The organism is Otariodibacter sp., assembly GCF_029256985.1.
Lineage (GTDB): Bacteria > Pseudomonadota > Gammaproteobacteria > Enterobacterales > Pasteurellaceae > Otariodibacter.
Window position 1 is genome coordinate 15,552 of record NZ_JARIDQ010000007.1, and the last position, 13,143, is coordinate 28,694.

General features: G+C 34.3%; 12 protein-coding genes. 10 read left to right on the forward strand and 2 right to left on the reverse strand.

Annotation, left to right across the window (positions count from 1 at the left end):
• The first annotated feature begins 60 nt into the window (after positions 1-60).
• The 6 genes from Q1J40_RS00800 (at position 61) to Q1J40_RS00825 (ending at position 5,370) form a co-directional block, all read left to right on the forward strand.
• A complete protein-coding gene (locus Q1J40_RS00800; protein WP_301098141.1) occupies positions 61-465 on the forward strand; it encodes a DoxX family protein in 405 nt (134 codons plus the stop codon).
• 373 nt (positions 466-838) lie between these two features.
• On the forward strand, positions 839-1,870 hold the full coding sequence (rsgA, locus tag Q1J40_RS00805) for a small ribosomal subunit biogenesis GTPase RsgA (RefSeq protein ID WP_301098142.1): 1,032 nt from the start codon (positions 839-841) through the stop codon (positions 1,868-1,870).
• 114 nt (positions 1,871-1,984) lie between these two features.
• The gene (locus Q1J40_RS00810; RefSeq protein ID WP_301098143.1) at positions 1,985-2,872 is read left to right on the forward strand and encodes a metal ABC transporter substrate-binding protein; all 888 of its coding nucleotides are present in this window, start codon (positions 1,985-1,987) and stop codon (positions 2,870-2,872) included.
• Positions 2,872-3,645 carry an ATP-binding cassette domain-containing protein gene (locus tag Q1J40_RS00815; protein ID WP_301098144.1) on the forward strand — a complete coding sequence of 258 codons (774 nt, stop codon included), beginning with the start codon at positions 2,872-2,874 and terminating at the stop codon, positions 3,643-3,645. The genes Q1J40_RS00810 and Q1J40_RS00815 overlap by 1 nt, the downstream gene beginning before the upstream one ends.
• Before the next feature lie 2 nt (positions 3,646-3,647).
• On the forward strand, positions 3,648-4,535 hold the full coding sequence (locus Q1J40_RS00820) for a metal ABC transporter permease (RefSeq protein ID WP_301098145.1): 888 nt from the start codon (positions 3,648-3,650) through the stop codon (positions 4,533-4,535).
• On the forward strand, positions 4,528-5,370 hold the full coding sequence (locus Q1J40_RS00825; protein WP_301098146.1) for a metal ABC transporter permease: 843 nt from the start codon (positions 4,528-4,530) through the stop codon (positions 5,368-5,370). Before Q1J40_RS00820 ends, Q1J40_RS00825 begins: the two co-directional genes overlap by 8 nt.
• A 129-nt stretch (positions 5,371-5,499) precedes the next feature.
• Here Q1J40_RS00825 and leuB read toward each other — a convergent pair whose 3' ends face one another.
• A complete protein-coding gene (leuB, locus tag Q1J40_RS00830) occupies positions 5,500-6,579 on the reverse strand; it encodes a 3-isopropylmalate dehydrogenase (protein ID WP_301098147.1) in 1,080 nt (359 codons plus the stop codon).
• A 168-nt stretch (positions 6,580-6,747) separates the two neighbouring features.
• On the opposite strand from leuB, the gene Q1J40_RS00835 reads away from it, so the two are divergent.
• Positions 6,748-6,954 carry a YceK/YidQ family lipoprotein gene (locus Q1J40_RS00835; RefSeq protein WP_301098148.1) on the forward strand — a complete coding sequence of 69 codons (207 nt, stop codon included), beginning with the start codon at positions 6,748-6,750 and terminating at the stop codon, positions 6,952-6,954.
• On the opposite strand, the gene ubiG is transcribed toward Q1J40_RS00835, so the two are convergent.
• On the reverse strand, positions 6,935-7,657 hold the full coding sequence (ubiG, locus tag Q1J40_RS00840; RefSeq protein WP_301098149.1) for a bifunctional 2-polyprenyl-6-hydroxyphenol methylase/3-demethylubiquinol 3-O-methyltransferase UbiG: 723 nt from the start codon (positions 7,655-7,657) through the stop codon (positions 6,935-6,937). The two genes, Q1J40_RS00835 and ubiG, sit on opposite strands and share 20 nt — an antisense overlap.
• Before the next feature lie 285 nt (positions 7,658-7,942).
• On the opposite strand from ubiG, the gene gdhA reads away from it, so the two are divergent.
• The 3 genes from gdhA (at position 7,943) to ald (ending at position 13,139) form a co-directional block, all read left to right on the forward strand.
• Positions 7,943-9,280 (forward strand): NADP-specific glutamate dehydrogenase, encoded by a 1,338-nt coding sequence (gene gdhA / locus Q1J40_RS00845; RefSeq protein WP_301098150.1) that lies wholly within the window; start codon positions 7,943-7,945, stop codon positions 9,278-9,280.
• 390 nt (positions 9,281-9,670) lie between these two features.
• On the forward strand, positions 9,671-11,650 hold the full coding sequence (gene cpdB, locus Q1J40_RS00850; protein ID WP_301098151.1) for a 2',3'-cyclic-nucleotide 2'-phosphodiesterase: 1,980 nt from the start codon (positions 9,671-9,673) through the stop codon (positions 11,648-11,650).
• Between the two features lie 379 nt (positions 11,651-12,029).
• Positions 12,030-13,139 (forward strand): alanine dehydrogenase, encoded by a 1,110-nt coding sequence (ald, locus tag Q1J40_RS00855; RefSeq protein ID WP_301098152.1) that lies wholly within the window; start codon positions 12,030-12,032, stop codon positions 13,137-13,139.
• The last annotated feature ends 4 nt before the right edge of the window (positions 13,140-13,143 follow it).

Sequence of the window (13,143 nt, forward strand, 5' to 3'; positions counted from 1 at the left end):
TTCTTAGCATAAAGATATAGTCTTTTTTTGTTTTTATTTTTTATTTAAAGGATAAATAAGATGAAAGAGTTATTAGATAAATCACGCCCAGCAATATTTTTATTTGTTCGTATCCTAGTCGGTTATATGATCTTTTGCCATGGTGCAATAAGAATTTGGGATTTCCCTATACCTCATCATAATGGAGGTGTACCAGTATTATCTTTTATGGGTTTCGGGTCTATATTAGAAATTGTAGGTGGTATATTAATCTTCTTAGGATGGTATATTAGACCAGCAGCATTTATTCTTTGTGGTGAAATGGCATATGCATATTTCATTATGCATGCATCATGGAATGATTTCTTACTTCCTAGCCAAAATCATGGTGAATTAGCTGCAATCTATGCATTAGCTTTCTTCTTAATGTTTGCTACTGGTGCAGATAAATGGTCTTTAGACTACAAAATTAGAGGCGTACTATAATATCTCTATTATCTAGTATCGTGTCAAATGAATGAGTTCGAGATGGGATGCCTTATTAGGGGCATCTCACTATTTTTACCTTAAAATTTGTTATTCTAATATCTCCTGTCGCTCTCTCGATATATTTAATATTAAGTTTTTTTTGAAAAATACTAAATTAACTGGAACTTTTAATTGTATAGGTAGTCTATCTTTCCATAGATTTCGTTAAAGTTAAGGTCAATGGCGTAATCTTTGTATTTTATATACTTTAAAATTATTTTAGAAAAACGGCGGTGAGTTTATTGCAAAATTTTGCAATAAACTCACCGCTTTTTTTCATTTTATAGTATGCTAAACATATATTATTTTCATCAATTTAAGAGATTTTATTTTGGGTAAACGCCGATTAACACAAAACCAACAGCGCCGAATTCAATCTAATCATCATAAGCGAATCAGCAAAAAAGAATTTGATTGGCAAGATGATATGCTTGGCGAAGTTGAAGAAGGTATTATTGTTACACGCCATGCAAAACATGCAGATGTTGAAACTAAAGATAGAGAAATTTATCGTTGTAATTTACGTAGAACATTAAAAAATGTGGTTGTAGGTGATTTTGTTTCTTGGCGTAAAGGCAGTGAGCAATTGCAAGGGATTAGCGGTGTTATCGAAGGTATTTATCCAAGAAAGAATGAATTAAGTCGTCCGGATTATTATGATGGCATCAAAGTTATGGCTGCTAATATTGATCAGATTATTATTGTCTCTTCTGTGCTACCTCAATTTTCACTTAACATTATTGATCGCTATTTAGTAATTTGTGAAACTGCAAATATTCCTGCTTTAATCGTTTTAAATAAGATAGATTTACTTTCACAAGTTGAACGACAAGAAATTCAAAAACAATTAGCGATTTATGAAGAGATTGGCTATGAAACACTTTGTTTATCTGCTGATACTGGCGAGAATATGGAAAAGTTATATCAATATTTGGCTAAAGGAACTTCGATTTTTGTTGGACAGTCAGGTGTAGGTAAATCTAGTTTAATTAATCAATTATTACCCGATGTTAATGCCTTAACAGGTGATGTGAGTCAAAATTCAGGCTTAGGTCAGCATACTACTACAGCCTCACACCTTTATCATCTTCCCTTAGGAGGAAATCTTATTGATTCTCCCGGTATCCGTGAATTTGGCTTATGGCACTTGGAGAGAGAGCAAATTACCCAAGGTTACAGAGAATTCCAATCAATATTGGGAACTTGTAAATTTCGAGATTGTAAACATAAAGATGACCCAGGATGTGCATTGCGAGAAGCAGTAGAGCAGGGGAAAATTAATTCTATTCGCTTTGAAAATTATCATCGTTTACTTGATAGTAGAGAAGAAACAAAAAGTCAAAGACATTTTAGAAATGAGTAAGTCTCTAAGTTACCTATCAGTGCAATTTTCTTTTTGAGAATTATTATCATTGACGAAGTTTCCCTTTTGCGTATAATCGCCAGTGCGTCAGACATTACTTTTTAAGGAGATAACATGAAAAAAATCGTCGCGCTCTTAGGTACTTTAGCATTAGCTACAACCTCAATTTCTTCTGCATTAGCAAAAGAATTTAAAGTTGTTACCACCTTTACTGTTATTCAAGATATCGCTCAAAATGTGGCGGGGGATAAGGCAGTCGTTGAATCGATCACCAAACCGGGTGCAGAGATCCATGACTATCAACCTACTCCGCAAGATATTGTGAAAGCACAAGAAGCAGATTTAGTGCTTTGGAATGGCATGAATTTAGAACGTTGGTTTGAGCGTTTCTTTTCTCAAGTAAAAGATAAACCAGCGGTAGTTGTAACAGAAGGTATTCAGCCAATTTCGATCTATGAAGGCCCATATACTGGTATGCCTAATCCACACGCATGGATGTCACCAAAAAATGCGTTAATTTATATCGAAAATATTCGTAAAGCTTTTGTTAAGTACGATCCAGAAAATGCTGATACTTATAATAAAAATGCAAAAGTGTATGCTGAACAAATTATGGCATTAGATGCACCTGTTCGTGAAAGTTTAAGTAAAGTACCAGAAGGTCAGCGTTGGCTAGTAACTAGTGAAGGTGCGTTTAGCTATCTTGCTCACGATTATGGATTTAAGGAACTTTACTTATGGCCAATTAATGCCGAAGCACAAGGTACACCACAACAAATTCGTAACGTAATTGAAAAAGTACGTGCGAATAATATTCCTGTTGTATTTAGTGAAAGTACAATTTCAGATAAGCCAGCGAAACAAGTAGCACAAGAAACAGATGCAAAATATGGTGGTGTATTGTATGTTGATTCACTATCTACTCAAGATGGTCCTGTACCAACTTATATCGATCTTCTTAAAGTGACTGTAAATACTATTGTGAAGGGGTTTAAACTTTAATGAATAGATGCCAAAGCTCGCTGGTAGTGAATGATGTCACCGTTCGCTACAATAATGGGCATACGGCAATTCACAATGTTACATTTAACTTAGCAGGGGGAACAATTTGTGCTCTGCTAGGTGTGAATGGTAGTGGGAAATCTACCTTATTCAAAAGTATCATGGGATTAGTGAATCCTCAAGGTCAGATACACATTTGTGAAATGCCTGTTAGTCAAGCATTAAAACAGAATCTTGTGGCTTATGTTCCTCAAAGTGAAGATGTAGATTGGCAATTCCCAGTTTCTGTCTATGATGTAGTGATGATGGGGCGTTATGGCTATATGAATTTTTTACGTATGCCAAAAGCCATTGATAAACAAAGAGTGCTTGATGCAATGAAACGTGTCAAAATCGGTCATCTTAAGGATAGACAAATAGGCGAACTTTCAGGAGGTCAGAAAAAACGTGTATTCCTTGCAAGAGCATTAGCACAAGAAAGTCAAATTATTCTATTAGATGAACCTTTTACCGGTGTAGATGTTAATACAGAAAATGCCATTATTGATCTGCTAAAACAGCTTCGCAGTGAAGGACATTTAATCCTTGTATCAACTCACAATCTCAATACCGTTCCTAATTTCTGCGATCAAGCGATTATGATTAATCGTACAGTGTTAGCTATGGGAGATATTGCTTCTACCTTTACAGAAGAAAATTTAGAGAAAGTGTTTGGTGGCGTAATGCGTTATCAGAATGTCATACCTATGCCATCTGAAGATGAAAGGGAATAATTATGATTGAACAACTACTTGAACCTTTTACATATAATTATATGTTTAAGGCGATTGTAGCAAGTGGAGCAATCGGAGCTATTTGTGCCTTTCTATCAGCATATCTGATGCTAAAAGGTTGGTCATTGATTGGGGATGCACTGTCTCATGCGGTGGTACCCGGTGTGGCAATTGCTTATGCTTTATCATTACCTTATGCCTTAGGCGCATTCTTTTCGGGATTCCTTGCTACAATAGCAATTCTTGCAATAAAGTCTGTTACAAAATTGCGAGAAGATGCCATTATTGGTTTCATCTTTACTACTTTCCTTGCATTGGGGTTGCTAATTATTTCTATTAACCCAACGTCTGTAAATGTGGAAGCAATCATATTGGGTAATATTTTGGGTATTGCCGATGAAGATATGATTCAAGTTGCAATTATTTTAGTCGTATCTTTTTTCTTCCTAGTAATTTACTGGAAAGATATGCTATTGCTCTTTTTTGATGAAGTGCAAGCAAAAGCAGTGGGTATTTCACCAATTAAATTAAAAATTATATTTTTTACGTTATTAAGTGCTTGTGTTGTTACAGCCTTACAAAGTGTTGGTGCAATATTAGTGATTGCAATGGTGGTAACACCAGGAGCAACAGCCTATTTACTCACTGATAAATTTGGCAAATTGTTAATTATTTCAATTTTATTAGGTGGGGTAACAGGATCTGTGGGAGCTTATTTAAGTTATTTTGCCGATGGTGCAACAGGTGGATTTATTGTTTCACTTCAAACTTTAATCTTCTTAATTGCATTTTTCTTTGCACCGAAATATGGTTTGCTTCCTCGTAAGTTCGCAAAAAGAACAGCGGAACTCGACGCTATTAAGCGAAAAGAGGAGAAAACTGATGTTTGATGTATTGGTAAATTGGTTTACGGAACCTTTAACTTATTCCTTTATGCAACAAGCATTAATTGTTTCTTTGATTGTTGGTGTGGTATGTGCAACTTTATCTTGTTATTTGGTGCTTAAAGGCTGGTCACTAATGGGTGATGCTATTTCTCATGCTGTGCTACCAGGTATTGTATTAGCTTATGTAGTTTCACTACCACTTGCAGTGGGGGCCTTTGTCTCTGGGATTTTTTGTTCTGTTGCAGTAGGGTACCTAAAAGAAAACAGTCGAATTAAAGAAGATACGGTAATGGGTATCGTTTTTTCTGGTATGTTTGCTTTTGGTATTGTGTTATTTACTAAAGTACAAAGTGATCAACATCTTCTGCATATTTTATTTGGTAATATATTAGGAATAAGTGAAGATGAATTTCAGCAAACATTGATTATTGCAGGAGTTTCTTTGGTGGTAATCCTTTTAAAAAGGAAAGATTTATTACTTTACTGCTTTGATCCAAGTCACGCACGTACAGTTGGACTTAATGTAAAAGTATTACATTATGGATTGTTAGTATTACTCGCATTAGTAATTATTAGTGCAATGCAAGTGGTAGGAGTCATTCTTGTAGTTGCAATGTTAATCACACCAGGTATTACTGGTTACGTATTAGCAAAACGCTTTGACTATATGCTATTGGTTGCTATATGTACTTCTTTATTTAGTGGTGCAGTTGGTGTGTTAATGAGCTTTCACTTTAACGTTGCAACGGGTCCCGCTGTTGTGTTATTACAAGCGGTCTGTTTCATTGTTGCATTTGTAATTAGTAAAATAAAAAGTCGATTAGTCGTCGTTACTTAATATCGGCTAAGCTTCTCAGCGTGATAATAGTAATACCCCCATAAGTAATCTTAAACTTATGGGAGTATTATCTTATTCATTAGGCGTTTTTATTACAAAATTTAGCAGTAAAGTGACCGCTTGTAGTAATTATTTGATTGCCTGAGCAATTAAATCACCCATTTTACCCGTTGAAACTGTGGCTAATTGGTCTGCTAAATCCGCCGTACGAATACCTTGTGCTAATACATTTTGTACAGCTAATTCAATCGCTTTTGCTGCATCGTCTAAATTAAAGCTGTAACGTAGCATCATTGCGGCAGAAAGAATTTGTGCAATTGGGTTAGCAATATTTTTTCCTGCAATATCCGGTGCTGATCCACCCGCAGGCTCATATAATCCAAAACCTTGTTCATTCAAACTTGCAGAAGGTAACATACCCATTGAACCTGTAATCATGGCACATTCATCAGAAATAATATCCCCAAAGATATTTGAGCAAAGTAATACATCAAAAAAATTAGGTTGTTTAATAAGTTGCATTGTCGCATTATCAATATAAATATGATCCAATGCTACTTCAGGATATTCTTTGGCAATTTCAATTACTACTTCTCGCCATAAAGTAGAACTGATCAGAACATTGGCTTTATCCACAGATGTTACGTGTTTGCTACGTTTCATTGCTGTTTCAAAAGCGACTCGTGCTATACGCTCAATTTCGTAGCGATGATAAACTTCTGTATCAAAGGCTTTTTCATTAGCTCCTTCGCCTTCACGCCCCTTTGGTTGTCCAAAGTAAATTCCTCCAGTTAATTCACGTACAGTTACCATATCAAAACCTTTTTCTGCAATATCCGCACGTAGTGGGCAGAATTTTTCTAATCCTTTGTATAAAGTCGCGGGGCGTAAATTACAGAACAGGGAGAAATGTTTACGTAATGGAAGTAATGCACCTCGTTCAGGTTGTTCATTTGCTGGTAAGTGTTCCCATTTTGGTCCGCCTACAGAACCAAATAAAATCGCATCGGCAGCTTCACACCCTTTGAGTGTTACTTCTGGTAAGGCTTTGCCATGATTATCAATGGCAATCCCGCCGATATCATAAGAATGGTAATTCAATTTGAATTGGTATTTTTGTTGAACAGCATCTAATACTTTTATGGCTTGTGCCATGATTTCTGGACCAATTCCATCACCACTTAGGACCGCTACATTGTAAGTTTGCATATCATTTCCTCTTTTATTATTGTGTTTAAGTTAATGAAAGGAAAATACAATATAAAACATTTTTATGGCAAAATCTGAGATTTTTTTGCATATTTTTCTGTAATTTCAGTTATGATGATTGGGAGATTGGAGAATGAATAAATGAGAAAAATTTGTTACAGGCTAGTGATGGTCATTTCCTGTATATTATCGTTGTCTGGATGTGGCACTATTTTAAGTGTTACTGCAAACGACTATACCCCTTATGCAGGAGTAAGTCGTGATTTTTCATTGATTCAGGAAGGAGGAATAATGAGTGTCCTTGCTGTGGTTGATTTACCTCTTAGCCTCGTATTTGATACCTTATTTTTACCCGTTACATTGAGTCAGAAATAGGCTTTAGTGTAGCAATATAATTACAACTTACATCATGGTTGATCCAAAATTTTTCTAAAAGTGGATTAAAATGATAACCAACCATATCCACACAATCTAATTCTGCTTGATCACACCAGTTTAATAATTCTGCTGGTTTAATAAATTTATCAAATTCATGAGTACCTTTAGGTAACATTTTTAAAATATATTCAGCACCGATAACAACTAAAGCATAGGCTTTTAATGTTCGATTTATCGTAGATAGAAAAAGGATACCATTGGGTTTCAGTAATTGTTGACAGCTTCTGATAATTGATAACGGATCAGGCACATGCTCTAACATTTCCATACAAGTGATTACATCGTATCTTTCTGCCTGTTGTTCTTGATGTTTTGCAAGAAATTCTTCAATTGTAATTTGTTGATAATCAATTTCAAGTTGGTTTTCTTGAGCATGTTGCCTAGCAATTCTTAATGGTTGTGTTGTCATATCAATGCCTGTGACATTTGCTCCAGCTCTTGCCATACTCTCACTTAATATTCCACCACCACAGCCAACATCAAGTACTTTCTTTCCAAATAAACCATTGGATTTTTCATTGATATAGGCGAGTCGAAGAGGGTTGAGTAAGTGGATTGGTTTAAAATCACCTTGAGGATCCCACCAACTTTTTGCCATTTTTTCAAATTTTACTAACTCTTGTTGATCTACATTACTCATAAAAAACCTGTGAAAATATTTCTAATTATTTCTAATAAAGATTTTACTCCATATTTGTTTCTATGAGAGAAATTTTGCTAATTATTTATCAATAAATTTATACACTATGGCACAACTTTATACTTTTAATTATATTTTGTTTAATAATTATCTAATTAAACTTAGTTTTTTTAATTTCAATGATTAATTTTTCTAATTTATATTGCAAATTTAGATTGAATTGATAGACTTTATTCTATTTTTAAAACACAACATTTTCTAAATTATTATAAACAGGAGTATATAATGAGCGACTTAAATGCACTCTTCCAAACAATTAAACAACGTGATCCTAATCAAGCGCCATTCCATCAAGCAGTAGAAGAAGTTTTTGGTAGTCTTGCTCCATTCTTAGCAAAAAATCCACAATATACTAAATATGGTTTACTTGAGCGAATTGTAGAGCCTGAGCGTGTTATAAGCTTTCGTGTAACTTGGGTTGATGATAATGGTCAAGTGCAAGTTAATCGTGGTTACCGTGTACAAATGAACTCTGCAATCGGTCCTTATAAAGGCGGTTTACGGTTTCATCCAACTGTTGATTTAGGTGTCTTAAAATTCTTAGCATTTGAACAAGTATTTAAGAATGCTTTAACAACATTGCCAATGGGAGGAGGAAAAGGTGGTTCAGATTTCGATCCTAAAGGTAAATCTGATGCAGAAGTAATGCGTTTCTGTCAAGCTTTTATGAGCGAATTATTCCGTCACATTGGTGCTGATACAGATGTTCCTGCGGGAGATATTGGTGTTGGAGGTCGTGAAATTGGTTTCTTATATGGTCAATATAAAAAATTACGCAATGAGTTCTCTTCGGTGTTAACTGGTAAAAGTTTAACTTGGGGTGGTAGCTTAATTCGTCCTGAAGCAACAGGTTACGGTACAGTTTATTTCGCTGAAAGTATGTTAAATACTCGTGGTGAAAATTTTGAAGGCAAACGTGTTGTGATTTCAGGTTCAGGTAATGTGTCACAATACGCAGCAGAAAAATCAATCCAAAAAGGTGCGAAAGTATTAACCGTTTCTGATTCTAATGGTTATGTGTTATTCCCTGAAAGCGGTATGACAGAAAAACAATTAGCTGATTTATTAGTGCTTAAAAATGAACGCCGTGAGCGTTTATCTGTATATGCTAAAGAACAAGGTTTACAATATTTTGCTGATCAAAAACCTTGGGGTGTACCTTGTGATGTTGCATTACCTTGTGCGACACAAAATGAATTAGATACAGAAGATGCAAAAACATTGCTTAAAAATGGTTGTATCTGTGTGGCTGAAGGAGCAAACATGCCATCTACATTAGGTGCTGTGAATGTATTCATTGATGCAAAAATTCTTTATGCGCCAGGTAAAGCTTCAAATGCTGGCGGTGTTGCAACATCTGGTTTAGAAATGAGCCAAAATGCAATTCGCTTATCTTGGAGTGCAGAAGAAGTGGATCAACGCTTATTCAATATTATGAAAAATATCCATGAAAACTGTGTTGAACATGGTACAGAAAACGGCTTTGTTAACTATGTAAATGGTGCAAATATTGCAGGATTTAAGAAAGTTGCAACTGCAATGTTAGAGCAAGGTGTGCTATAGTTCTTTCTCATAGTTTAACTGAATAATTAATTAATGTATTATACAGAAGATATTCATATCTTCTGTATTATTGTGTTTTTGATGAAGAACGAAAGCGCTTAATTTATGTCATAAGTGATGACACTCGCCATGCCTCTAAACTGTATTTAGTAAGAAAATTATAAAAATAACTTTATACCCATAGATTGGTTGATAAATTGCTTATATGGGAGATTTTGTTTGAATGTATTTGGATAATTAATCACTTCTTAGGTTTTTTTTAAATCAATAAAATGGTACATAAAAAATGAAAATTTAGAATTAGAAATAGAAGGAGTCAATATTTAACTCTATTTTGCAAGTAGCGAGTTTTACAAAAAGTTTGCAAATTCATTTAATTGGAGTAATAAAATGATAAACAGAAGACGCTTTATTCAAATTGGTGCAAGTGCAATGCTAGTTCTTGGTACACAGCGGTATAGTTGGGCATTACCTTCTATAGAAAATGCTGTAAAGTTACGTATTGTTGCCACTACAGATATCCATAGTTTTTTAACTGATTTTGATTATTACAAAGATGCACCAACGGATAAATTTGGTTTTACTCGTACGGCAACTCTTATTGACCAAGCAAGGAAGGAGGTCAAAAATAGCGTCCTAGTAGATAATGGTGATTTAATTCAGGGTAACCCTATTGCTGATTATCAAGCTGCAGTTGGGTATAAAGAAGGTAAATCCAATCCAGCAATCGATGTATTAAATTTTATGAATTATGATGTGGGTACATTAGGTAATCATGAATTTAATTATGGATTAGAATATCTCAATGCGGCAGTTAAACAAGCTAATTTTCCCATTATTAATGCAAATGTTGTCAAACCAGGAACGGATGTACCTGTTTACCAACCTTATTTTATTCAAGAAAAAACGGTTGTTGATGAATTAGGTAATGAGCAGGTTGTTAAAATCGGTTATATTGGGTTTGTTCCGCCACAAATTATGGTGTGGGATAAAGCTAATTTAGATGGTAAAGTAGATACTCGTGATATCGTAAAAACGGCAGAAAAATTTATTCCAGTATTAAAAGGAAAAGGAGCAGATATTATTGTTGCTCTTGCTCATTCTGGACCATCGGATGAACCTTACGAAGAAGGTGCAGAAAATGCAGCATTTTATCTCGCTGATGTCGAAGGTATTGATGCTGTTATTTTTGGACATTCTCATCGTTTATTCCCAAATAAAGAATTCTCAGAATCACCAAATGCAGATATTGAAAAAGGGACAATGAAAGGTGTACCTGAAAGTATGGCTGGCTATTGGGGTAATAATATAAGTGTAGTTGATCTTACTTTAGTAAAAGAAAATGATAAATGGGTAGTAGCTGATGGTAAAGCAGCATTACGCCCAATTTATGATGTAGAGAAAAAAGCTGCAACTGTAGAAAATCATCCTGGGGTTGCTGCATTATTATTCCCTGTTCATGAAGCTACTCGAACATTTGTTTCGCAGCCCATTGGTAAAGCAAATGATAATATGTACAGTTATTTGGCTTTAATGCAAGATGATCCAACCATCCAAATTGTTAATCAAGCACAAAAATCTTATGCAGAAAATGTAGTAAAAAGTTTGCCAAAATTAGCTGGATTACCAGTGTTGAGTGCAGGCGCACCATTTAAAGCAGGTGGACGTAAAAATGATCCGACTGGTTATACAGAAGTAGATAAAGGTGACTTAACTTTCAGAAATGCGGCAGATTTATATCTTTATCCGAACACATTAGTTATCGTTAAAGTAACAGGTGAAGAGTTAAAAGAGTGGTTAGAATGTAGTGCTGGAATGTTCAATCAAATTGATCCTAAGAGTAAAAAAACACAATATTTGCTTAATTGGACTGGGTTTAGAACCTATAACTTTGATGTTATTGATGGAGTAGAATATCAATATGATATCACTCAACCTGCACGTTATGATGGTGATTGTAATTTAATTAATAAAGAGTCTCATCGTGTGATTAATTTAACTTATCAAGGCAAGCCAGTTGATCCAAAAGCTGAATTCTTGGTCGCAACCAATAATTATCGTGCTTATGGAAATAAATTTCCTGGTACTGGTAGTGATCATATTGTGTTTGCTGCACCTGATGAAAATCGTCAAATTTTAGCTAATTACATTAGTGCAAAAAGTCAAGAAGATGGACAGGTTAGTCCAAGTGCAGATAAAAACTGGCGTATTGCACCAATAGCAAGTAAGGTTAAGTTAGATATTCGTGTAGAAACATCTCCAACGAAAAAAGCAAAAGCTTTTATTAAAGAAAAAGCACAATATCCAATGAAATTTATTAAAAATGATGAAGTTGGATTTGCGGTTTATAGTGTGAATTTAAATAAATAAATTCATAAATTTATAGAAAAATAAGCGGTCAGATTTTGTAAATATTATACAAAATCTGACCGCTTTTATTTTTGCACAGTAAAGATAATTTATATAAATCTATTTTGTTTTTAAGAATATTTGTTTATTAAATTAAACTAGTTTCCTAGTTTGAAAACTATATGGTTCTATTATTTTTGTTAAGAATGTTATTTTTTTTGTGAAATATATCACGGATTTCTATTTTTTTTGTATGTAGTATAAAAAGATGATTATTTTTACTATATGAATCTTACGAAAAGTTAAATTATTTCAATTTTAGAATAGTTTAATTTGTAATAGATAAAATTAATCTATCAATACACTGAGTCTATCTTTATAAAATATTAAGGAGAAACGTATGATTATCGGTTGTCCAAAAGAGATTAAAGTTCAAGAGTATCGTGTTGGGTTAACTCCGGCAAATGTTAAAGCTTATGCTGAGGTAGGACATAAGATTTATATTGAACACAATGCAGGTACAGAAATTGGATTTTTAGATCAGGATTATATTGAAGCTGGTGCTATAGTGACGGATAAAGCAACTTTATTTAAAGAAAGTGAGATGATTATAAAAGTAAAAGAGCCTATTGAGTCTGAGTATAATTATTTTCGTGAAAATCAAATTTTATATACATATCTTCATTTGGCAGCCGATAAACCTCTCACTGATATGTTGTTAGCTAAAAAAATTCGTGCAGTTGCTTATGAAACAATTAAGACTTCAATGGGGTTGCCTTGTTTAGCTCCAATGAGTTCTATCGCAGGTAGACTTTCTGCATTAGAAGCATCTAAATATATTCAGAAAACTTTTGGGGGAGCTGGTATTTTATTAAGTGGAACAGTAGGCACTCCTAAAGCAAAAGTTGTTATTATTGGAGCGGGTGTAGTAGGGCTAAATGCAGCTCAAATTGCAGTAGGGATTGGCGCAGATGTGACAATTTTAGATATAAATATGGCACGTTTGAGTTATATCGATCAGATATTCAGTATGAAAATTAAAACACTTACTAGCTCAAGAGGCAATATTTTACACTGTCTAGAAGAAGCTGATGTTGTTATTGGAGCGGTATTAATTCCTGGTGCTAAAACTCCACATCTAGTGCGTAAAGATGATCTTAAGGTGATGAAAAAAGGTGCAATTCTTGTTGATGTAGCAATTGACCAAGGTGGATGTTTTGAAACATCAAAACCAACCACTCATGATAATCCGATATATGAAGTAGATGGCATTATTCATTATTGTGTAGCAAATATGCCAGGTTGCGTTGCACGCTCTTCAACGCTAGGTTTAACGGATGCAACATTAGTGTATGGATTAAAAATTGCAAATTTAGGTGTCGAAAAAGCTTGTTTATCTGATCCAGCTCTTCTTCAAGGATTAAATACTTACAACGGTAAATGCACATTTAAAGGAGTGAGTGATGCATTTGATCTTGAATATACTGCCCCAGAAGTTGCATTAAGCTAACTTA

Coding starts and splice junctions, on each gene's coding strand:
- Q1J40_RS00825 (WP_301098146.1), top strand. CDS start 4,528: ATGTTTGATGTATTGGTAAATTGGTTTACGGAACCTTTAACTTATTCC.
- Q1J40_RS00835 (WP_301098148.1), top strand. CDS start 6,748: ATGGTCATTTCCTGTATATTATCGTTGTCTGGATGTGGCACTATTTTA.
- gdhA (WP_301098150.1), top strand. CDS start 7,943: ATGAGCGACTTAAATGCACTCTTCCAAACAATTAAACAACGTGATCCT.
- Q1J40_RS00800 (WP_301098141.1), top strand. CDS start 61: ATGAAAGAGTTATTAGATAAATCACGCCCAGCAATATTTTTATTTGTT.
- Q1J40_RS00810 (WP_301098143.1), top strand. CDS start 1,985: ATGAAAAAAATCGTCGCGCTCTTAGGTACTTTAGCATTAGCTACAACC.
- Q1J40_RS00815 (WP_301098144.1), top strand. CDS start 2,872: ATGAATAGATGCCAAAGCTCGCTGGTAGTGAATGATGTCACCGTTCGC.
- leuB (WP_301098147.1), bottom strand. CDS start 6,579: ATGCAAACTTACAATGTAGCGGTCCTAAGTGGTGATGGAATTGGTCCA.
- ubiG (WP_301098149.1), bottom strand. CDS start 7,657: ATGAGTAATGTAGATCAACAAGAGTTAGTAAAATTTGAAAAAATGGCA.
- Q1J40_RS00820 (WP_301098145.1), top strand. CDS start 3,648: ATGATTGAACAACTACTTGAACCTTTTACATATAATTATATGTTTAAG.
- cpdB (WP_301098151.1), top strand. CDS start 9,671: ATGATAAACAGAAGACGCTTTATTCAAATTGGTGCAAGTGCAATGCTA.
- ald (WP_301098152.1), top strand. CDS start 12,030: ATGATTATCGGTTGTCCAAAAGAGATTAAAGTTCAAGAGTATCGTGTT.